The following is a 25,405-nucleotide window of genomic DNA, read 5'->3' on the forward strand; positions in this document are numbered from 1 at the left end:
CCCAGACTGTGTTCGCTGGTGCGGTAGAACACATCTGCACCGGTATCGAATTCGACCTGCTTCGTCTTCAGATACTCGGTCATCGTGGCTTCCGCCGAGGCGACCTCGACCGTCACCCAGGTCAGCCCCAGGCGGAGCGTCACCGTCATCGAAGAGCCGGCGGTCAAGATCGCCAACCGCGGTGTCAGCGACATGCCACCGTAGGAGGCGACCACCTGATTCTCGATGTCCGACCAGCGTCCGGCGAATACGGCCTTCGGCTTGTCGGCAAGTTCCCAGCGCAACAGCTTGACCATGAAGTCCGGGTCATCCAATGGCAGCACGACATCCTCGGGACCCAGCTCTCGACGTTCGGTCAACCAGGGCGGAGGCTCGAACTCCAACGCCGGAACCCCCGCTGGGATCGACACCAGCTCGATGTCACCATCACCCTGGCCGGTCGAACCATCGAGCCCGTCGGCACTGCTGCGCTGTTGCGGCGCCGTCGCCACGCTGTCCTCGACCGCGGGGCCGAGGAGCTCGAAGGTCTGTTCCCCGGCCTGGCCCTCCGGCACCAGGTACTCCTCCAGTGAGGATTTCGGCACCGCGACCAGTGCTCGGAGGGTGCGGGTCGCGGACTGACTCGCAGCCGAGGAATTGAACTGGCGAGCGAGCTCACCCTCTACGAGGAACAGCGCCATGGGTTCTTCGTATTTGATGAACGCAATGGAGTTGGTGGCATCGGACGCGCCGTGACCGGAACGCTCGTTCACCACGACAGTGCCGGACAGGTCACCCAGGCCGGACTTGGCGTTCGGGATCGGCCCTTCGATCGTCCCCTCCGAGCCGAGGTTCGGCCGCGCCTGCGCCAAGAACCCGCGCAACATCGAATCAGATGCACCTGAGTTCACACCGTTGACCAGGTGGATCTGCGCCTTGGGTAGGTCCCGCACGTACTGGACCCGCTGAAGCTGCATTGTGCCGGTGGCCTGGTTAGCACCCTGCTTACCGCTGAAAATGGCTTTGGTGTCCGATTTGATCAGAACCCAGAGCACCTTGATCGTCGCCCAGATCCCCTTCCTGGTAGGCAGCACCGTGTCCCACTGCGCGACGTCATCCATCGGCGTATTCCGGAGGTCGATCTTGCGCAGCACCGGGGTCTTGAGAACCGAACCCCTGGTCATATCCGGCAACGATGCGCCGATGCTGAGCGGCCCCCAGGTATGCTGCACCGTGGTGCGCATCACGGTCCAGTCTTCCCCGTAGACCTGCTGGCCGAGCGCCTCGGTCTCGTCCCAGTAGTGCGCTTGCCCGAGGGCATCGGGTGCCGGGTCCTCACCCAACAAAACATCAAGCACTATTGCGTGCGGCGGCAGACCGGGACTCTTCCGATCCTGCCCGAGCCACAATTCCGGCTTCGGCCGCGATACCGTGGCACCGACCGGGAACCTCGGCGCCTGTACCCGCTTGGACACGACACCCCGCGGCGGCGCGTTCCACGTGGTCGCTGTGTCTACCTCGCGACAGTTGGCGGCCTCCGACTTCGACTTGATCCCGACAACCGCAAGCCCGAATCGTTGCGCCGATACGGCCGCACGCCAGGCATCACCCATCGCTGCGCGCCCCGAGGCGGTCGAATCCCCGGTCGAGAGCGCCTGCACACCCGCATCCCAGGCACCCAACACGTCCGCACGCCAGCCACGCCGCGCCACGCCCCCGAGCGAGGCACCTCCCACGCTCTGCACAACATCAACAGCCGCATCAAAAGCATCCTCCGCGGCCTCACGACCCAGCTGCGCCGCCTGCTCCCTCGACGCCCCGCCGGCGAGCGCCGCACCCGCGGCTTCGTCCCCGGCAACCCACGCCGCCGCCGCGACCGAGCCCCAGCCGCCACCGTGTGCCAACACCTCGCCCAGTGGCTCGCCCGAGGCTCCCCGCCGCTTCGCCATGGCCGCGCGCCAGGCGTCCCCGAACGCGGTCAGCGCCGCGGCGCTCGACTTTCCGGACGCGTGCGCCTGCACACCCGCATCCCAGGCACCCAACACATCCGCACGCCACCCGGGCCGCGCCGCAACATCCAGCGCCGCACCCCCGACGCTCTGCACAACATCAACAGCCGCATCAAAAGCATCCTCCGCGGCCTCACGTCCCAGCCGCACTGCCTGAGCCTGCGGCACCCCCCTGTCCAGTGCCGCTCCCGCGGCCTCATCGCCGGCAACCCAGGCCGCGACGGCGACCGCACCCCAGCCGAGTTCGCCCTGGACGTCGCTGATCGAACCTGCCGGAACGTGCTCGAACATCAGTTGCCCGAGGCCGTTGAACACCACTGTCGGGATGACCATCCGCAGCCCGAACCCATGGGTGGACGACGAAGGGTCTCCCGACGAAAGCTGGTGATTGAACTCGCCGTAGCCGGTGAGGCCCAGATCCAGAGATTCAGCCACCGTCCCGGACACACCACCCCGGATCTGGTGCCGATGTACCCGACCGCTCCCCGCATTGACCGAATTCATCGAATCGATCCTGGCCCACAGATCGTCACCCGTGATGTTGCGCAGGTGGGTGAGCTCCAGTACCGACGCGGGAATTCGGATGATCGATCCGTCAGAAAGCTTGACCTCGTACGGTTTCGACCCGGTCATCGATTTGAACTCAGAATGCAGTGTTTCTATTTCGAGGAGACCGATGATCTCGTCTTTAACACTGGGCCAGTTATCGCCGAACTTCCGTTGGCCCCACGCGGTGACGCTGCGCTGCTCGAGCAGCGCACGAACCCCTTCGCCGGAGGGTGCGCGGTTGTCATCGAGTGGGTAGAGGTCCAGGACCACATCGCCGGTGCCCAACGCCAATGTCTGCGCTGTCTGCTCCGGAGGCAGGTAGTGCTGCGTGATCGGCACCACCTCGCTCGGCACCTCATCGCGCGGCGCCACCACCGGAACGTCCGCCAACAACACTTCAGGAGAATGCAACTCGTCGCTGAGCGGGCTGCGCTTCCCCGTCGGCTCACCATGAGTGACGTCCGAAAGGTCGAAGGTCACGACGAAGTCGGTCAGCAGGCCCACCGCGGGTTCCCTGGTCCGGGTGCGCGCATCGGCCTGGACCTTCGCTCCGAGGGTCTTGGTCTTATACCGATCCCGAACGAATCGGGGCCCGTAGTGCATGGCCCAGCTCGTGAACCGGCCTAGGAAATAACCGCTGGTGAACCAACGATGGCGAACATCGCTGTACTGGCCGACCGTGGTCGACGGCGACGCGGCGTCCAAGAACTCGAACGCGTCGTACTTCGACTGGTCTGGATTCAAGCGTGTCCGGCTGGCCTTGGCACGGTATGTCACCGTCCCCTTAACCCGAGTCGTGTTCAGGTTCACCGTGCCAGGCTCAACAGTGAGCGACTGCAACCGAAGTTCCAAGAACGCCAGCTGTAGCTCGCTGTGCAATGCCGATCGAATCTCCTCGGCCGCGGCCGTCGACATCTCTGGACCAACCGAATCCATCAGACCGTCGACGACAAAATTATCCGGCAACCCGCTCGGCATGACGTGATATGCGGCGGAAACCTGACCATGCGCCACCATCCGGTCCGGACCCTCGAACGCCCGCTCCTGAGGGAGCCGCGGAGCGGTCGGCGCGGGCACCACGTCCTCGACACGTGTGTTCTCGCGGAAGGCCGGTTCGAGCTGCGTCGCCGACTCCTCGCCGATCACCGGGAGCACTGCGGTGAACTTCCCAGGGCGCTCGTGCCGCTGCGGGTTGGTGGATGCGGTGCCTGCCTGCGCGGCCGCGTTGCTCGCCTCATCGACGGTTGTGTCCGTCTGGTCCTGTTGAGCGGCCTTACCCGGCTTGGCCGGTTTATCGGCCTTGACCACTTCGTACTTGACCTCGACGTCCAGACTCGCGCTGAACACGTCGACCGTGTTCTGCAACCAGCGCCGCACATCCTTCGTGTCGGCCTCCCGAACCTTCTTACTCATGTAACGACCGGACTTGTCGTTGATCACCAACGTGGAGTCGACCAGCCGGAACTCACCGGCCAGCTCCCCCTCGACCGTGACCGTAGGCACGCTCGGCGGCACCAAAGACAGCTTCAACCGATCCAACACACTGCCCGAGAACCGCTCAACCGGCCCGCCCTCGAACCTGTCAGGCACCTCCGACAACGCCGCGATCGTCGGATGCCCCTGACCATTGAAATACACCTTCAGCCGGGTCAGCGGATTGGCCAACTCCGCCAACAAACTTCTCAGCTCAATCCGTAGGTTCTCGAACTCCTGAGCGGCAGCCACCGCACCAGCACGCTGCGCCGCCTCAACCTCCTCGACAGCAGCATTACTCGCGACCAGCGCCTCAACGGCAGCCTTCCGCTGCTCCGCACTCTTAGTCCGACCCTTGGTATCGAGATCTTTCTTGGCGAAACCTTCATCCAGATACTGCGCCAACACATCCGGCCGCAAGTCCAACACACCAGGATGATTCTCCTGGACAAACTTAAGCAAATCCTCCCATTCACCATCCGTCACTACGGTCAGTATCTCCTCACAGCCCACATAAGGTTCGCCATCAACCATGATGTGATGCCACACCGCACCGGGACGCTCAAACAACCACGCACGCGGGAACTCACCCAACGAGAAACCCAGCGGATTAAGCCGAACATGCCCGCTGGCATCCATCTCATTCGGCTTCACCCGTCCCGGCGCCACATGCTCACCGAACTTGTACGGCGTCAGCTGCCTGATCCGCTCGAAAAGCGCCTCCCAATCTGTTTCCGACGAAATCATGCGCAAACCGTCGGCTGAGGCAATAGTGGACAGCGTCCCGAGCCCGGTGCGCCGGGTGGAACTCTCGCCTGACTCAGACGTCGGTGTCTGAGGCGCCACCGACCGAGGAGTTCTCAGCTGTTCCGAGAGCTCCTCGTCCGTTGTGGCCGGCCCGGTCCCAGTACGGTGAGGGTGGACATCTGCCCACAGCGCCGTCGCGGCCGCGTGCCCGGCGGCCTGGGCGTCCGCGCCGGTCACACCAGTCGCTGCCGCGTTCCAGGTGGCTGTGACGGCCGCGTCCCACGCGGGGGTGGCGGCCTGTTGCCACTGCGCCACGCTCGCCGCCGTGGGCGGTGACCCCTCGACCTTGATCAGGGCATTCTCTACGGCCGCGGTCCAGGCGCGTGCCGCTGCCGCATGCCCGACGCTCGCCGCCTGCGCCTTGGTCAAGCCCCTGGCGGCTGAGTCCCACGCACTCTCCGCGGCCGCGTGCGCTCCCGCCTCGACCGCTGAGGTCAGCGTCGCCTTCTCGGCCGCAGCCTTGATGATGGCCGGTTTTCCGCCGGGATAATGTGGCGTGAACAGGGTTACCGGCTCGGCGCGGATCGCCAGGAAGTCAATGCCCGAGTATTTCCGGAAGCCCAGGGTGATCGGTACGACCCCGGAAACGGCGTACGAGTCATCGCCATGATGGAAGGTGAAGGTGTATTTGATGGAGCCGTTGTAGCGCTCGTGGTCGACCGCGACTCTGGAGTTTGCGGTCGCCCCGCTGCCTGAACCATGAACCAGACCGAAACGTCGTCGACCCGCCAGGCCGAACTCGCCTGATCCACCGACCGGCAGTGCAGCGGTCGACGCGAGCGCGCCGAGTTGCAGACGCCCTTCGTGCCACCGGATATCCCGAGTCTCCCCGCTGCCAGTCGCGGCGGTTCGGGTGGCGTGTGTCAGCTGGTCGTTAGCCGGGCGCTCGTATGTCAGCTCCACTATTTCGGCTGACGCGTCAACCCAGGCGGGTCGCCCGTTCACCATGAATGTACGGCTGTCCAGATGGCTACCCGGAGCCGTGATCTTCGACATGTTGTAGATCAGTGCGGACTTTCCGAACTCTTTCTTGATCAGTCCGCCGCGGCGCTGCGTGGTGTACGCCCTGGCGTCCCATACCCCCGCACCGAAGAACTGCTTCCCGGCCAGGTCCAGGAGCTGGTGCAGTGATCCGACATCGGGAAGGCTCAAGACCATGTCGTCGGGCGCAACTCCCTTGTGCCAGATCCTCGCGGGGGGCACCGGAATGTTGATCTTCGTGATGGCCGTCGACGCTGTCACCGAGGGCAGCTGCGCGATGGCATGGGACAGCCGCGACTCTTCCTTGGTGGCGACCTCGGTCAGCGGCTTCGTCTCGGTGATCACTTGGAAATCGACCATCGAAGTCGCCACCCCGCGTGGCCGGTCCACCAGCTTCCAACGCCGCTTGAGATTCGGGCGCGCAGTGATGCCGGTGTTTCGGCCGATCTGGGTCAGCGTGCGCTGGTCTGCTTGTTCTCGTAGAGCTTGATACCGCCGCGCAAGGGCGCTTCGCTGATCATCAGTCGCAGTGCGCAGTTCTTCAGCCGCCGTCGCCAGCGACTTCATCTCGTTCTGGATCGTCTTCGGAAGACGAGTGTCGAGTACCCGGGTGAAGTATCGTGGAGCTAGCCGGAAGTCAAAATAGAGTCGAGCGGCGCCGTTGAAGGAGCTGCCGGGGACCCGTGACTTCGTCCCGAATGACGACTCGACGGTGCTGTTTTCGTGAGCGATTCGTTCGCCGCCTCCCATATTGAGGTAGGCGGCCCCGACCGTTCCGGCCGGATAATGACCGAGAGTCGGGTCGATCACCAGGTCGACGATGAAGCCCTTGACTGTCAGGTTTCGCTTATGGAAGTTCCGCAGCGGATTACTTCCGCTTTGCTGCGAACTCATCCCCGACATGTTCGTGAACTCTGTGTCCTTGTTGTTGGCCTGATGCTCCATCTCGTCGATAGCCGCGGTGACGAAGACTTTATCGCCACGGCCCAGGCTGATCTCCCACGCTTCACCGGCGACCATTCCTTCGAAGCGATGCAGCACATCAAATGGCCGAACGTTGTCCGCCAACTTGGCCTTGACCTTGTTCCAGCGACGGCCGAAGAGATCGCTCCCCCGTTCGTCGAGGGCATCGAGGTTCAGCCCTACTGGGGGACGCCGGCTCTCGGTCAATGAATCCGCTGCCGCTGAACCAGTTCTTCCGAGTGTCACCTGTGGCGACACATCCACCACGACGTCGCTGTCGCCAAGCCTTCTGGACTGCGCTATCCGTGCCGGTACCGCGAAGATCTTGTCCGGCTGATGACTTGCGTCAAGCGCCGGGTGAACCGGCAGATCACGGGCCGGGAAAATGAACTCCCCGCTCCCCATCGGAGCAAGTAGCTCAGTTGGGCGCTTGCCGTAGTATTCGATTTGAACGTAAGTCACAAAATGGCCGACATAGAAGGCGCCCGGCTCAATCACCTTGACCTTGCCGGAGGTAATACTGTTCTGGTTCCGGGAATACTGATTTTTTACCGTGACCAAGTCTTGGCCGACAATCGGATGGAAAGAGCCGGATACCGGCGTCGGCACACCCAATTCTGCCGTGATCGCTGGAGCCGTGGCCGCCACCCGGTACTGGCTGTGGTGCCAGACGAAGCCACGCTCACCAGCTTGATAAGAGAGATCGCGTCCCGTATCAAATTCTACAGTCGGGTGCAGTCGCAGGAACTCGGTCATCGTAGCCTGCGCCGAATAAATGGTGATCTTGGCTTTGGTGGACCCGGCCGTGATCTTCTGCGACACGGTACGACCCGCGGTCAGCCCGGTCAGCTGCGGAAGCAACGTGCCGCCACCGAACGACGCCGTCACCTGATTTTCGATCTCCACCCAGCGGCCGGCGAATGCCGCAGCCGGTGCATCCGAAAGACGTTCGCGCAACGCGATGATCAAGAAATCAGGATCATCGAAAGGCATCACGACATCCATGGCGCCGAACCGGCCATGCTCAGACATCCGAAGCGGCGGGGCGAACTCCAGCTCCCCCGCGGGAATTGCCTCACTGGTCACCGCCTCGCCACCGACCGCCAGGCCCCCGTCACCAGCTGTCTGCTTGGCGACCGGTGCGGTGACCAGTGCCTGTTCTGTTGTGGGCGTCGCCGCGGGGGTGTCCTCGATTGCGCTCTGATCGGCCGCTGTGTCGGCCGCGGCACTCCGGGATGCGGGAGCCGCGCTCAGCGCGGAGGCGTCGGCGCCGGATACCCCCACCTTCCTCGGCCCGTCCGGGGTGACCGACGCTGCCCACTCCTCGGCGCCGGCGACCACGGACGCCGCCCACTCGTCCACTGCCACGACAGTGGATGCCGCCCACTCATCGGCCGCGGTAATCGCCGCCATGGACGGTACCGATGCTTCTGGCGTTGCGGCAGCCTTGGCTCGTTGGGTGAGGTCGATCGTCTGCTGTCTGGCCGGCCCTTCCGGCACTTCATACTCTTCGAGCGCGGTTTTAGGTACGGCGACGACAAAGCGGATTTTGCGGGCCAGCGGAGTGTCCGTACCCGTAGCGGTAAATTGCTGCGTCAGCTCAGCTTCGGCGATGAATATCGCCATGGGCTCCAAGTACTTGAGGTAGGCGATCGAGTTGGCGGTCTCACCGATTCCGGTTCCCTTACGGATACTGATCGAGTGCCCTGCCGAGGCATCCGACAGTCCACCCTCGACCAGCTGTGCACCGCCGGCCCCGGACAGCTCGGACACCCCGCCCTCGACCAGCGAATCACCAACCGCGCCCACCGAACTGATATGCGGAAGGTTCACCCCAGCCCCGAACCAGGACATTTCCGCCTCGGACATGCCTTCGCTGAGACTGTTCACCATATGCAGTTGGGCCTTGTCAAGGCTCCGAACGAACTGAACATTTTTCAGCTCAGCAGTTCCTGTTACCTGAGTGGTACTGAGGTCAGGGCCGGAGCGTTGCGCATTCACCGGACGGCTCTTCGCCGACGTCAGCGTCTGCTTCAACAATGAGAAGGGCCGATTGGCCAGCTTGAGTATGCGTTTCGTCTTCGACAATCGCGGCGAGTCAAGGTCGTGTTCCCGAATAATCGGGGTCTTGAGCGCGCCTCCTCGTGTCAGGTCTGGCAGCGACGCACCGAGTCTGAGCACACCGAACGTGTCTCGCACCACACCGCTGAGTCCCCGGTCCCAGCCATCGCCGAACGCGGCCCGCCCGGCACCCTCTGTTCCCTGCCAAAATCCCTGCGAGTGTCCCTGACCGGGGACCTTGTCCTCACCCAGCATCACCTGGAGCACCAGCGAATGACGAGGCAGGCCCACGATGGACGGATTCCGACCACGCCAGGACCCAAGTTTCGGACGCCAGGCCTTCGTGCCCGCCGCCAACGCCGGCGCCTCCATTCGCCTCGGCACGGTCGTGTCTGAAGAAGCCCGCCATATTTCCGGAGCCGATACCGCCACACCTTCGGCGGCCTCGGTCTTCAACTTTATACCTACCAAGGCCGAACCAGGAGTTGACTTGGTCGATGACTCCGCCGAGTTCTCGCTCGATCGCTCTGGTAAATGTTCGAAGAACAACCGAGCCACACCGTCGAAGACCGCGGTCTCGATCACCATGCGTAGCCCAAGGCCGTGGGTGAACGACGAGGGGTCGCCCTCGGATTTCTGCTGACTGAACTCTCCGGTGGCCGAGACACCGAGACCGAAAGCCTCTTCCGGTCGTCCGCCCACACTTCCCTGTATCTGGTTTCGGTTGATCTGCCGCGACCCTGAATTGACCACCCTGGTCACGTCAATTCTGGCAAATATGTCATCGTTGGAGATAGTGCGTAGGTGACTGAGCTGTTGGATCATCCCGGTGATCCGTATAGCGCCCAAGCCGCTGGTCAGCGGAATGTCATAGTGGTCACCGCCGCTGAGCGCCTTCAGCTCGGATTGCACGACGGTGAGGCTCAGATGTGCCTCGATCTCCGCCTGCACCTGAGGCCATTTCTCGCCGAACTGCTGCTGCCCCCATGCCACGGCGGTGTGCTGCGCCAAGAGCGCGGGTACCCCTTGACGATCCGGATGCCCGTGATCGTCGAGTGCGTGCAGATCCAGCACCACATCGTTGACACCCGCAGCCATGGTCTGGGTAATCCGCGCCGGCGGCAGCAGGTGCTTGGCCACCGGAACACGGTGACTCGGCACCTCGTCGCGGGGCATCACCACAGGAACGTCAGGCAACATCACCGAGGTCAGCGGTTGCGAAAATCGTACGTCCGCGCCCAATGGGTCGGGCACGATGCGCTTCAGTCCGGAGAGATCGAACCACATGGTCGCGTCGATCAGCAGAGCCGAACCAGGCTCCTTGGTCCTGCTCCGCGAATCAGCCTGCACCCGGACGCTCATCGCAACCGACTGGAATCGGTCACGAACGAACCTCGGCCCGTACCGGAGACCGATCCTATGCAATCTGGCGATTGCGTGCCCTCCGAAAAGCGTACGTTCCATCTTTTCATCGAAATCACCTATAGTAGCCGAGCCAGCGGCACCATCGGTGAATTCGAACGCTGGGTACGCCCTTTGAAGAGAGTCGGGTCGCACATTGGTCGCAATTGATCCATATTTGATGTCGCCGCTCAAAGTCGACGTATCCACGTGAATGGAGTCAGGTTCGCGACTCAACGAGGACAACACCGGTTCGAGCGCCTTCAACTGCAACTTCCGAGCGAGCACCGGCCGAAGTTCCGCGATCTCCCGCGCGGAGAGATCGCCACTCATATTCCTCACGAGGCCATCAACCAGGAAATCATCCGACAGCTTGATAGGCATGACGTGGTCGACCGCACCAAGCAGTCCGTACTTCTCGATACGCTCAGGCCCGACAAACGATTCCAGCCGATCGTCGGAGACCACCGCGGGACTAGTCTTGGGTTTTCCGGCCAACTGCCACACATCGTCGACGTAATGTCCGGTTGAATTCCCCTTCACGCTCCGGCGAATCCTATTGTGCTGCGCGCCGACACTGTACTGCTGGACCGGCGTCGCCTTGGCTCCGTGACCGCCGACCAGGTTCGCGTCGCCGTCTATCAGAGTCAGGTTCGGATGGCTCACCAACAGTTCCAGCAGCGGCGAGTTGCCCAGTACCGGTCGCACGGTCGGACGAAGGCTGAACAGCGACCACCACCGACCACCGCCGATCTGGTAGCCGACGACGTGGGAATATCCTGCCTCGCGCCCGCGACCGACCTCGGACAACAGCGCCGTCAGGTGTTTCGTCAGGTCTGGGTGGGCCGCTAGTTCCCGCCCCAACCCGTTGAGTGTGGTGGCCAGCGCGGCGTCGTGCACCACGACCTGGATCGGCTGCTGATCGGCGATCCGGAGCAGCCCGGCGACCGCGCTGTTACCCCGTGGAGTCAGAGTGACCGTGTCGGACGACTCGATGTAGTACTGCATCGGCTGTAGATCGGTGCGCACGTTGCCGCGCCGGCCAACCGGCTCGACGTCGGTCTCATCAGACTGGTGGGCAACGGCGTCCTTGAACCTGATGATGTCCGTGGGTTCGAGCGCCTCCATGTTCACGCCGTCGAGCTGACCCGAGGCGGCCGCGTGGACCGCAGCACGCGCCGGGTTGCTGGCCAGATAGGACGCGAACACGGTCTGAATCGCATCGGGCGGCGCAGCCGTCTGTTGACCGGGCTTCGTCTGCTGGCCAACCGGCGCGGTCTCCGTCCCAGGTGGCACTGTGGCTGTGGTGTCCTCACCGGCCAGGTGCCGCGAGGTGGCCGGCTCATGATCGGTCTGCACACCCAGTGGCGTGTGCTCGAACTCCTCGTCGCCTTGAGTCGGCTGTTGCTCCTGTTCCGAGGGCGAGGTATGCCGCAACCGGTCTAGCGCAGCACTCGCCGACGCGAGCAGCTCCGAGTACTCATGCAGCTCCTGCTCGTTCATCACCACACTCGAGTCGGACTGGTCCGCATGGCTGGACTCGCTCAGCGCGTCGTCACCGGCGCTCTGCTGAACCGCGTTGTCCAGACCGACGGCGCCCTGCCGCGCCGCCCTCTCGTACTCAGCGTTGTCATCCTCCAGCCGCTGCAACCAGTAACCTGCGTCTTCGGCTGGCAACGGCTGGGGGCCCAGGTTGACGGCACTCGACTGCGCACTTTCCGGCTGGCCCGCCGACCGCCACTCGTTCTGCTCTCCGTGCAGTGTCTCCAGCGCGGCCGCCGCGGCATGCATCAGCGCGGCATCCTCGGGGCTCCAGCCCGACTCATCGCCCAACCAGTCAGACACAAGCCACCACATATCGCTCAACGTCTGCACCGTGTCGGCGGATCCCTCGTGGCGCATCAGCCGATCCACGGCCGACGCGGCCTGTTGAGTGACCTCGACGTCCTCTCCGGCCAGCCGATTCACCACATCCACGAACGGCCTCAGTGCAGTGACGGCAGCCGCGACCAGCCCGGACGGCACATCCGACTCGGACTGCGCTGCCTCGCTCCGGTCATGGTCGACCGCCGTCTGGTCCAGGCCGTCCAGAGTGAGGTTGTCCTGCTGTGCCGCGGTCTCGTACCCAGCATTCCGCTGCTCCGACGACGTCAACGACGCACTGGCGTCCTGCCTCGCATCGGCCGGAGAGATCACAGAGCCCTCGTGCAGCGACGACACATCGTCCAGCAATTGGCTACCGCGGTCACCACTGCTGACGCTGCTGACGTCCACCGACCTCGGCTCAGCGTCCAGGAATGCCGAGTACGCAGGTTCGGTGGCCTCCCCATGGGGCGTGGCCTGGCCGTAGCCGGCCCGGGCCGGGTCGGCCCCCGATTTCGCCGTCGACTCCGACTGCGGCTCCGGAACCAGCTGGCCATGCGCATCCGCTGTGCCCGACGCCTGCCAGCCAGCCTCGACCACCGTGCCGACGGAATTTCGCGTCACCGCAAGCAAGGTCCCCGCATACGCCGGATCATCCAGCAAACGACGAATCGGAACGACGCGGTCACCCGCCGCACGCTGCGGATCAATCGCAACCACGCCGGCGTCACTTGAACGATACAGCCATATCGCATGGCCAATACGAGTCGGCCGATCCAACAATACCTGCGCCGACCAACCCACCCTCGGCGCGTGAGAACCACCCAACAACGACCGCTCAAGCGCAGCCCAACTCCCTGCCGGGACCCACACCGCACCCGGCGCAACCCGACCACGGATACCACCCGTGTCCACCACAAAATCGTCCACCGACACACCAGCGGGCAAACCCGCCGGATACAACCCTTGACCAACAGCCCCCTGCAACACCACACACAAATCTGGATCAGAACGATGCCCATACTTTGCAAATGCATTGTCCGCAATAGCTACCAGCTGCTTCGTCGAATGCGGCCCCGCCGTATGCGGCAAGAACAACTCGTTGCCAAGCGTGACAGATGCACCCGCGGTTCCCGGCTCGCCCTGCAGTTTTTGCAACGCCACCATAGCGGTGTGCATCACCACGACATGCTGGATGCTCCAACCCGATTTCGCACCCAACAGTTCGGATGCACGCTGCCACACGTCGCTCAACACCTGGACCGTGTCATTCGACATCTCGCCATTAACCGCGAGATGAGCCAACGCCGACCCTACTTGATCCATTTCCGAGGTGTGCTCGCCGGGCAAGCCGGCCACCACATCCAGTAGCGGCACTAGCGCCTTGACCGTCGCATTCTCCCGAATCATAGAGAATGCATTACCCAGGGAAGTGTGCGGAGACTGGACTATCAGCTGCGCCCGCTTCCGCGAGTTCACCAGCGCATCATTAATTTTGTGGAGATTCTCGCGCTTCTTCTCCCAGCTACTCCCTGGCAATTCAAGCTTCCTGATCAGCACTCCTGCCCCAGGACGTGCAAGCGGACTCTGGGTCGCCATCTCACCCAGGTCCGGCCCGATCAACTCGGTATTACGATACTCTTCGACGGTGACTGGACTACCGTAACCACCGTTGGGCATCATAGTGTTCAACGCGCCAGCACGTCGAATATCGCGCTGCGCCTGGGCATAGTCGCCGGCCTCGCGGGCCAACACCGCAACGACATCCAGCCAATTAAGATTGAACCAACTGACCCCAGCCCCCCAGCGAATCATTTCCCGCAGCGCTGCCTCGATCTCCGCGATCTTGGCCAACGTCAACCGGTCAGACTCCGCGGCGGCGGCGACGGTCTCGGCAGTAGTGGCGACAGCCCCGGCCTCGGCGGCGTGGGCCTGGACGTATGCAAGTTCCACATTGGCGTCGGCATTATCCTGAAGCACCTGCTGCGTTTGTTGACTTTCCGGGAGCGCAGCAACCAGCCCGTTGGCCCAGGCTACCTCCTCGGCCATCGAGGCAGCGCGGCTATTCGCAGCGGTCAATGCCACAGCGGACGCCTGAACAGTATGTTGGGCCACCCGCGCATGACCAGCCGGACTGAATATTTCGTCGAAGCTGGCGTCGAATTCACTGAACACGCTGGCCTGATGTTCCCTGAGAAACTTGCGAACTTCCGGCGGAAGAGCCGTAGCGCCCATCCCCTGAACAGGGATGTATTCGGAGTACCACTCTCGGTTCAGAACTTGCGCTCTCTCCCCGAGAATCGCCGCCGCTGCGCTCAGGTACTTGTCCGCAATACGCCCCCGGAAGGCCGCGACACCTTCCAGCGAGTTGAATATGGCACTCCATCCTGGCGTGACCTTCTCAGCGCCAAGAACAGGACCGACAAGGGCGTCTCTAATTTTGTCAGCAAGCTTCAGGCCGCGCTCTAGAGACCGCTTAGCGGGCTCGAAATCTCCGATGTTTGCATCTCGCAAGAACTCGTACAGTCCATGTTGCGGGACCTGTACCCGAATAATGTTCGTCGTGTCCGATGGCCGGAGCGATCGATCGGCAGAGCTGACAATTGACGAATTTCGCGAGGCCGGAGAAACCATGTATCCGGCGTCGCTCGAGAATACACTACCGATCCTAGAAGACATCGATTCGTTATTGCCTGCCTGCCAGAGCCGATTCTGCCAGACGTCCGTGATGGCATCGGCCAGCTCGTCAGGATTCTGGCGGTCGCCGTCCACGACGACTACCGGAACAGCCAACCCCTGCACGACGAGGCTGTTAGACGGACTATCGCTATCCCTCCAGGAAGCCACCGAGGCGAAAAACGTCGCGTCCGGGTGACTATACCTAGCAAACTCTTCAGCCCCGAAAAGACTTCTATTCTCGCCTGTCTGCCCGGGCACAAACACGACGAAGTTCTTCTTCGCAACCTGAACCACAAGGAGATTTTGCCTCCCGGCCAGCGCGGCCCCAATCCGCGCACCCGCCGGCCCATCATCAATGAAGAGCCCAGTCCGGGAATACGCTTTTCTGGTAAGATAGCTCAATTCCCAGCTCTCGGCCGGCTGCTCCAGATCAGCATGCTCCTGCCCCGACGACAGCTGCTGATCAGGCGCCACCATGCCGTAACCGCCCCAGGCCGGGTCGATCGCCGATAACGCCGTCGACTCCGACTGCGGCATCGGAACCAGCTGACCCTCAACCGCGGACTCCTGCCCGGTGTCCGCCTTCGACGAAACCGGCCCAGACAGCATCGCCGTGTCTGCAGTGGCGGCGCCCGATTCCAGGTAGTTCACCGCGGCACTTGAGGTGATATCGGTCGGGCGCTGCCCGGTCAGGTGGATCAGCTGCATCTGGTTCATGCGGTCAGCAGCGTGCGCGGAGCTCGACACCGGAGCAGTGACCGGCGGCGCGTCCGAGGCGGTCATTGCCGAGGGTCCCATCCCCAGGTCAGCGCGGAATGCATCGATCGCCGCGCGCGCCGTGGTCAGCCGCTCGGTGTGCTGCTGGGACCAGTCCGATTCCCGATCCAGCCGGTCCGAGGCCGCCAGCCAGGTGTGGTCCAGCAGGTTGGCTACCGCCCCGTCGGCAGTGCCCGACCGGGCCGGCCCGGCCAACCAGGACCGCACGTCATTGACCAGGATGGTCTCCGCGGGGCTGGCCCCGGTCTGGGACAGCACGGTCAGCACCGGTGGCAGAGCGTCGACCAATCCCGCTGGAACAGTGGCCCGCGCCGCGGGGACGGGTGTGGAATCGGAGCTCGTCGACTCCGAAGCCTTCGACTCGGCAGAGCTTTCCTGCTCGGCCGCCGAGCCGGGTGCCCGCTGGTCGGACACGACCAGAGGCTCGACACCGGAATTGTGGCCAGGCAGGTCGTGCTCTGTCGTGCCGGCGGGCGCGGGCCGTGGGATGAACGGCCGCTCATCTGCCCGCCTGACCGCGGTACCGAACAGATCGCCGGCCCCAGTGTCGTGTTCGAGCCACGCCTGCCGATCGAGCGTGCCGTCCCCCAGCAGTGTGTCGTACGCGACGACGGTCTTCTGCCGGAAGTCCTCGCCTACCGCGGCGAACTGCTCAGGGGTCACATCCAGCCGATTCGGATCGTCGGTGTGCCCGACGATCCGATGGAAGTCCTCACCGGCGGCCCGCACCGCTCTGTCGCGGTCGGCCTCCTGCTGCAACAACCCCGAGGGCCCTGATCCGAAATGCGCACCAATGACGCCTGGCACATTTTCCACGCCGGCCCAACGCTGCTTCGCCACGTCGTCGACGATCTTCTTCCACTGCTCGCCGACCCGCTCGATGCTGTGCTGATCCAACCGGCCGCCACCGAAGACCCCAGGGTCGTGCGCGGCAACCGCGGCCGCGAGCCGCGAATTCCCGGAGGTCTGCAGCTCGTCGGCGAACTTGGCGAACTCCACCCGGTCCGCGATTCCTGCGTGCTGCCCGGCGAGGAAGTCTCGCCACGCTCGCCCACCTGCACCGCCGCGTATTTCGCCGTGCGCCTGACGGAGGTCCCGGACCAGGTCCTTGCGCCCCCGATCGATCGCGGCCGGGGAGATCATCTCCGATGCGTCCAGACCGGCAGTGTGCTGGTCATAGTCCTGTGCGGCGGTGGTGATATCGCCTTCTCGGGTGTTCAGCTTGCCCAGGTCATCAGGAAGGCTGTCCAGCAGCCGCTGATGCGCGGCGGTGTTGTGGAGACCGTCGACCTTGGTCAGGATCTTGTTGAGCTGGCCCCTGCGCTGGGCACGTTCCTGCTCGATCGGGCTCAGGTCGTGCGATTTGTCCCGGAACGGCCCGTCGGGGTGATCCTTGAGCACATACAGGCCCAAGGACTCATCAAGCCGAACCGACTCCGGTGCTCGATGCAGGTCGCCACCCAAATTCCACAACGGCATCTGCTGCTTGAGCTCCGCTGCGGATTCGGTGAACTTTTTGTCGAACTGCTGCCGGATGTGCTCCTTGGCGAAATAGCCCTCGGCCTTGCCGACAAAGCTGTCCAGAACATCCCGGAAGCCCTCGTCGGACTTGTCTCCCTCCGGCTGGAATCTGGCCGGTGTTTCACGCCTTGTGACCAGCGCATCCAACACAGCCGACTGGAATTCCTTCGCGGCGGTCGCGAAACCAGCGATGCCACCCGGCAGATCTCGTCCGCCGAGATGAGCATGCTTGAAGCTCTCGTATCCCTGCTGCAACTCCGCCTGCAGCCGGCCGTTGTCCTTGTTCAGTCGATCGGCCGCCGTCAGCCGGCCGTTGACCTCACCCTGCAGCCGCCGATACGCGCTATCCCAGTCGGCGTCCTTCGTCGGTGTGTGTTCCAGTTCTTCCGGCGCAACCGGCTGCTTCGGCGCAACCGGGGTCGCTGGTGTGACCGGGGCCGCTGGTGTGGCCGAACTGCCCTGGTCGAGCTCAGTGGGACGCTCGTCCGCTAGTGCCTGGTTCGCGCCCTGCTGGTCCGTCTGCCGTGGTTGCGCCTCTTCCGGGACGAACGGCTGCTTGTTCGCCTTCTCGACTGCTGCCGTGAATAGGTCACCGCGCCCAGCGTCGTGCGCCAACCAGGCTTGCTGATCGAGTGTGCCGTCGCCGAAAATCTTGTCGTGCTCGATGACCGTCTTCTGCCGAAAGTTCGCACTGATCGCTGCCAGGTGGTCTTCGGCCAGCACCCGGCGATTCGGATCGTCGGAATGCCCGACGATCCGATGCAGGTCTTGCCCAGCACCCCGGAGCACTCGGGCGCGGTCAGCTTCCTGCATCAACAACGCGGCAGCAGAGGATTTCAGCCCGGCAAAATCCGGGCTCTCGGTATTGGCCGGCCAGCTCCGCCGCGCATTCTCGACTATATTTCTGCTGAACTGCTCGCCGGCCCGCTCGATACCGTCGTGGTCCAGCTTGCTTCCACCGAAGGGTCCGTTGTCGTGCACTGCCACGGCGTCGTCGAAAGCCCACTTCCCGTATGACTGCAGCCCGTTGGCGAATGTGGCGAACTGCACCCGGTTCGGAATGTTGTCGGTCGCCTTCGCCAGTAGGTTCCGCCACTCCTTACCGTCGAGATTCTCCCCGTATTGTTTACGCAGATCCCGCGCAAGTTCTCGGCGGCCAAGCTCGGCGGCCGCCTGGGGAACCCTGCCGTAATCCAGTCCCGCAATGTGACGGTCGTACGCCTCCAGGACGGTCTTGACAGCGCTCTCCCGATGGTTCAGCCTGTTCAGCGCCTCGGGGATGCCGTCGACGAGCACACGTTGCGAACCCCGTTGGAGGACGCCGGCGTCCTCCCTGAGGATTTTGTTGAGCTGAGCCCTGCGCTTGGCGAATTCTTGCTCGATCAGGCTGAGATCGTGCGACTTGTCCCGGAACGGCCCATCCGGGTGCTCTGTGAGCACATAGAGACCCAGCGACTCGTCGAACTTCACCGCGCCCGGAGCGTGAAACACCAGAGAATCGCCGGACAGGTGATCGTCGAGGTACGGTAGGTCGCGCAGGAATTGCTTTGCTTTGGCTTTGAATGCTGTCTCGAACGACTGCCGAATCTCTTCCTTGTGAAAGTATGACTCGGCTTTCCTGGAGAAACTGTCGAGGGTATCTTGAAATCCGATCTCGGATTTGTCACCAAGTCCTCGCGGATTCATCCAGGTCGGCGTCTCGCGCCTCTTGGTGAGCGCATCGAGAAGGTCCGATCGGAATTCTTGCGTGACGGCGTTGAAGCCGTCGCTGCCCTCGGGCAGACCTCGGCCACCGTACTGGTCGTTGTGCTGGAACCGTCGGTACGCCCGCTGCAGCGCTTCCTGCACCAGGTTGTCGTTCTTGGTCAGCTGCGCGCCGGCGCTCAGCTGGCCATCAAGCTGCGTACGCAGGTTCGTATATGTCTGGTCCCAGGTGGCTTCCTTCGACGGCCCGCCGTGGGAGGCCAACACCGAGTGGTCGACAAGACCGGACGTCTCGTGCGACGTGACGCTACTGTGCTCAACGCCGTTGTCGTGGTGGCTGTCGCTGCCGCTCACCGCTCTCTGCGAGGACGTACTGCTCTCGACGTCGCCATGCTTGATCTCGGACACCGTGTCGGGGTCGCCGGCCGCGGACTGGTGTCCGGCCTCGATGTTCGGTGCCGTCACGCCAGACTGTGCCGGCGCGCCGGCCGCCTGATCGGTAGAGCCCGCGGACTCGACCGGGCCGGCCGAGATGACACCGGCCGGTTGCCCGAGCGACGGCCCACTGCTCTGGTCGGAGTCCGTCTCTTGATCCGCAACGCCGCTCAGTCCGACAACAACGCCGCTACCAGCCGCGGCCGTCAGGCCCGGACCTGAACCGACCAGATCCTGGCCACCAGCGCTGGGCCCACGCACCGGCGTCGAACTCAGCTCGGTGGAGTTTTGGCCGGTCGGTCGCTGCTGAGCAGCGGAGCGCTGTCCGACGTCGGCCTTCGCCGACACCGGTTCGGTTTGCTTGACCGCGCCACTCGAGGTGGAACCGGCCGGTCGCTGCTCGACCGGAACCTTCAGCTGCTGGCCATTTCCGGCCTCCACCTCACTACCGCGACCGGATTGCTGCTTCGTCTCATCAGCGGTGTTCTGTCCGATACGTTCAGGTCGCCGCGGTGCTGGGTGCGTCGTCGCGAGTTCGCCCGCGCTGGCATTTGCCGACTCCGAGCTCTTCGCAGCGGCCGAGTCTTTCGCCGCGGCCGGAGTGTCGGGCGTGGTCGGACGGCCCGGTTCGACGGCCGGTTTGTCCTGGCCGGTGTGTGGTTCAGCGGGACGCTCGTCGAGCGCGACTGGAGCGCGCGCCGGCTTGTCCTCCGGTGTCGGTTCTGTCCTTCTAGGAACGTAGGGCCGCTCGTCTGCCGCCTTGATTGCCGAGCCGAACAGATCACCATGTGTCGAATCGTGCTCGAGCCAGGCATGCCGATCGAGGGTGCCGTCCCCGAATATCTTGTCGTGCTCAAAGACGGCCTTGGTGCGGAGGCCCTGTTCTATCGCGTCCCGATGGTCATCGGCAACGTTCAACCGATCCGGATCGGAGCGATGCCCGATGATCCGCTGAATGTCATCGCCCGCTCCGCGCACCACCCCGGTACGCACAGCTTCCTGTTGCAGCAATCGGGCGGGCCCAGGCTTCAACGCCGCAAAATGCTGCTCCACAGTACTCGGCAGGTCGTCGGTGCCAGCCCACCGCCGGATGGCGACACCGTCCAGGATTTTTCTCCACTGCGCGCCAACCCGGTCGATACTGTCCTGGTCAAGCTTGTTGAAACCAAAAGGTCCAGGGTCATGCGCGGCGAGAGCGTCGTCGAACATCTCGCGTCCGACGGTGTGCACCTCGTCGGCGAGTTTGGCAAGCTGAAACCGCTCCGAGACGTGTGCCGCTTCCTTGTTCAGCAAGGTTCGCCACGCACCATCGCGGAGCTCGCCGTAACCCTTACGCAGATCCCGTACCAGGTCCTGGCGTCCTCGATCGATCGCGCTCTCCGACACGAAATCCCAGCTGTGCAGGAGTTCCGAACCGTCCAGGCCCGCCATGTGCTGGTCGTACCGATGCACAGCGGTCTGGATATCACCCTCGCGAGTGTTGATCTTGTTAAGTTCGTCGGGTAGTTCCTCCAAGAGCTGCTGGTAGGCGGACTTGTCCTGGAGTCCGCCCTCTCTTTCCAGAATGTTATCGAGCTCTGCCCTCCCCTTGGCATGCAACTGTTCGACCGGGCTCAGGTCATGTGTCCTGTCTCGGAACGCCCCATCCGGGTGGTCCATCAGTACGTGTTGGCCCAGCGACTCGTCGAACCGGATGGTTTCCGGAGCTCGGGGCGACTCGAAATCATCACCCATGTTCCAGCGTGGTGTCTCGTGCTTGAATGCCGCTACCTGACTGACGAAATTCCGGTCGTACTGCTGACGGATGTCCTCCTTGCGAAAATAGTCCGCCGCCTTGCCCTGGAAATCGATGAGTACGTCGTGATATGCCTTCTCCGACTTATCGCCATGCGGAAGCCACCTATCCGGTGTCTCACGCTTGGCGACTACGGCATCCAGCAAGTCGGAGCGGAATGCCTTCACCGCGGCCTGGTACCCGGCGCTGTCCAGGGGCACACCGTGGGCACCGAATGGTACTTCTCTCATGAGTTCTTCGTGAACGCGCCGCAGCGTCTCCTTGATCCAGTCGTCGCTCTTGTTCAGCCGATCAGCAGCCGCCATCCGGGCGGCCGCCTCGTCACGCGCCAACCCATACTTCCAATTCCATTCAACGGACTGGTCGTGCTGCTTACCCCAGTCGGCCACCGACTCGACCGGATGGGGCCCTGACACCTGGACTTGCTCATGCCCCGCCGAGTCAGGCCCGAGACCGTACCCGTGTTCCGAGTTGGTGACCTGGCTGTGCGCGGTCGACTCCTGCCCCGCATCAGCCTTCGCCGACGTCGGCTCGGAGTGCGCCTGAGACTCCGCGGAAGGCTGGTCGGACCGCGATGCGCTCGCCGCGCTGGCCGAGGTGGGTTCAACCGGTCGCGGCTCAGCAGGTCTAGGCACCTGGAGCTGACTCTGAACCTCGCCGGGACCCCCCGTCCCGGAGTGTTCGACCGCACTGTCTCCTGGCCGCTGCCCTGCAGGTCCACTGTGACCGGAACCCTCTGCTCTTGCCGGATTTCCGGCACGGGCAGGTCTTTCACCATCGAGCTTGGCGGGTGTCTTCCCCGGTTCCTGCGCCGGAGTCGCCGGTCGAGCCGGCGCAGCCGGATCGTTCAGATGGGCCAGACCGTCTGAGGTGACCTGCGCTTCCGATGAGTGGGGCTTGGCCCGCTCGAGCCCGCCGGGGGACACGGTATTGGAATTGGACACCCGGTCGTTTGCGTTCTTGTACGCGCCGCTGAACAGATCGCCATGCGTACCGTCATGTTCCAGCCAGGCGCCTTTATTCACGCCATTTCCGAACGACTTTTCGTACGCGTCGAGGGCCCCGGCACGAAACTCTTGACTGATCGCGGTCAGGTGCTCGTCGGAAACCTTCAGGTGTTCCGGACTTTCCGGATGCCCCACGATCCGCTGGAGTTCATCCCCGGCACGTCGTAGCACTCTGGAGCGATCAGCTTCACGATCCAAGATGTCCGCTGCTTGCGACTTCAGTTTGCCGTAGTCCTGGAGCCCCTTGCTCTCGGCCCACTCTTTTTTCGCTTGGGCGTCGACTTTGCCCTTGAACTGCTCACCGGCGCGTTCAAGACCGTCACGGTCCAGCTTGCTGCCACCGAAATATCCGGGGTCGTGCGCTGCCACCGCGTCGTCAAACGCCCAATTTGCCCAATTTTTGTGGTGGTTTTCGTTGAACTTGGCGAACTGTATCCGATCGTGGACCCCGGAGTACTCCTTGGTCAGCACATCCTGCCACTGCTGGGCACCCGCACCATCTCGTACGTTTCCGCCGTTTTGTTCGCTGATCTGGTCGTGCTGGTCACGCAGGGACGCTACCAGATCCTGGCGACCACTCTTAGCCGCTGATTCGGACATCTTGTTCGGGCCATCAGCACGGGCATGCCGATCATAGTTGAATACAACTTCGTTGATACCTTCTTCCCGAGCGTTGATTTTCTCCAGCTTCGCGGGAAGTTGATCGATCAGTTCCTGGTGTGTCCCGTTGTTCTTGACACTATCACCCTTGGCGAATGACTTGTTGAGCGTCGCCATATCTTGGGCATGTGCCTGCTGGATCGGATCGAGATCTAGCCGCATGTTCCGATATGCGCCGTCTGGATGCTCGTTCCGCACCCACATGTCCAGCTCTTTATCGAATCTGATGTCCGACTGCTTGAGGACAGCGGAATTCTCGGGAAGGTGGTCTTCAAGATAGTCGACGTCGCGCCTGAACTCAGCTACCTTCTGGTAGTACTCATCGACGAACCGCTGCCGAGCTTCTTCTTTGTGGTAATAGGACTCCGCTTTGCTCCCGTAGCTGTCGACGACATCGTGGACGACGGAATCTGACTTATCGCCATGCGGATGCTGCTCGGTCGGATTCTCACGCTTGTTGACCACATCGGCCAACATGTCCGATCGGTAGGATTTCGCCGCGGCCTTGGCACCTTCGCTGCCTTCCGGCAGGCCCCGACCACCAAAAAGATCGTTCTCTTGGAACTTCCGATATCCCTGGTGCAGTTGCTCCTCGATCTGAGAACTGTGTTTATCGAGCTGATGACTTGCCTGGGCCTGGGCGTCGGCCTTCTCCGTGGCGACCCCGTAATCCCGGTTGAAGATCACGTCCTTCGGCTGATCGGCCTCCGGGTCCCTCGGCGGTGCCTGCCGGTTGTCACCGCGCTCACCCGGATTTGCGTTGCGGTCACTTGGTCGGCCCTCGGGCGAACCCTCTCTCGGCCGCACCCCCTGGCCAGACGCCGGGTCGGCGGGACGAGGCTGTCGCGAGGCCAGCGGCAAGTCCGATGACCCGGAGCCTGTCGAGTCCGGCTGCTTCCCCGGCGCACCGGTCAGGTCCCTGCCGTCTCCCCCGCCCTCGGTAGCCGATTTTGAGGTAGTGGGCGTCGAAGGCTTCGCCTCACCGGAGTTGTATCCCGAATCGGTCGAGTCGGTGGACGGACGACGGTCAGCATCGGGCGTACGGCCGTCTGCTCGCTCCAGCCCCGATGCACCACTCGGTTTCTCCCGGCCAGGCTGCACAATGCCTGATTGCCCGGACGCGCCGGTGTCACGTGCCGGCGGCGCCGGATGACCCTCGCTGACGGCACCACCGGGCCGACCACCCACCGGCCCACCCGGCTGCTGCACCACCTCACTCGGCCGACCACCCCCAGGCCCACCCGCACCCTCCACCAGACGACCGGCCGGCGGCACCGCAACGCGCTCCGGCCCACCACCCGACACCGACGGCTGCACAGCGTGCTCCTGGTCAGCACCCGAACCCACCGGCGGACCCTCACCCCGCCCCGGCGACGGCTCCACCCGACCATTACCACCGGCAACACCATCACCAGGCCGACCACCCACCGGCCCACCCGGCTGCTGCACTCCATCACCAGGACGACCACCCGAGCTCTCAATCGGACGGCCGGCCGGCGGCGGCTGCGAAATGTGCTCCTGCCCAGCTCCGCCGGGCCCACCGGACCCACCAGCCGACGCCGGGGTCTCCGGGCGGGGTCGGATCGCCACCGGTGGAGGCGTCGAGCCGCTCTCGCCGACGATCCCATTGCCCGGCCGGCCGGCATCAGCTGCTCCACCCGACCCGTGAGCCGAGCTCTGTACCGGCGCGGGGTCGCGGCCGACCCCGTTGCCGGTGACCGGCGCACCGTCGGCGGGACGGCCCGGCTGTACCTGATGCTCGGACACCGCCCCCGGTATCTGACTGTTGGTCACACCGTTGGGTGACACGTCAGGATGCGCCGACGTCGCCGTCGGGGTGGGCACGTGCGACCCGGCATTGCCCTGGATCAGCGGCGGTGTCGCGATCGGTTCGCTGTGCAGGCCGGTGCCCGGGCCGTTCACCGGGCGAACATTGATACCGCCGCCACTGACGCCGGTCGGTGAACCGGTTACCGGAACGGGTGTCGGTGAGACTCCCCTACCACCGAGGCCCTCGGTAAGACCGGCCACATTAGGCTTCGAGATATTGGGTTTCCCGACCCAGTGGCCGCCGAGCGCACCCATCGCGCCACCGAGCCCCATGCTCAGTGCTTCTGACTCCCAGTTGATCGGCGGAACCGGGGATCCCACGATGGTGTTCGCCAGGATCGAGGTGAACAGATCACCCAGCAGCGCGCCGCCGGCCTGCAGAACGATCTCGCCCGCGAACTTGGCGATCTGTGCGACGTTCACCAGCACTGATGCGAGCGCAGCCATCGTATCGGCCAACGCGGTGAGCACCGCGGCCAGCGCGGCGAACACTGCCTCGAGGAGCACGCTCAGCGCGCCACCGATCGCGATTCCCACCGGCAGGCCGATCAGCATCGTCAGCAGCTCGACGAGGTAGTTCTTGTTCAGCTTGTCTACTTCTTTTTGCAGTTCCTCGGCGTACTTTTGGATAGCTTGACCGACTCGGTAGCTGGACTGCGCATTGTTCAGCAGCGATTGGTAGATGCCGTGCAGGTCCATCCACTCGGTCTTGCCGAGGAACTGCGAAGGGCTCCAGACGTTGCTCGCCGCGTCACGCGCTTCGCCGTGCCAGTCCATCGAGCCGAACGCATCGCCCATGGCCTTGCTCTGTTCGTACAACGTGTCGCCCATGGTGATCCAAGCGTTGCCAAGGGCATAGATCGGCGACACATCGAAATCGACGATAACTCCCATGTCCTCGTACTCCTTTC

1 protein-coding gene (running past one end of the window) is annotated in these 25,405 nt (G+C 63.6%); it reads right to left on the bottom strand.

What is annotated here, in order from left to right; all coding sequences use genetic code 11:
• On the bottom strand, window positions 1-25,388 hold the 5' portion of the coding sequence (locus G406_RS45420; RefSeq protein WP_156934733.1) for a hypothetical protein. The gene continues 17,740 nt to the left of window position 1, outside the view; 25,388 of the gene's 43,128 nt are visible here — the first part of the coding sequence; its start codon is at window positions 25,386-25,388; its stop codon lies off the left edge, out of view.
• Window positions 25,389-25,405 lie beyond the last annotated feature (17 nt).

It is taken from the genome of Actinospineispora spinosispora DSM 44797, assembly GCF_000429025.1.
GTDB lineage: Bacteria > Actinomycetota > Actinomycetes > Mycobacteriales > Pseudonocardiaceae > Pseudonocardia > Pseudonocardia spinosispora.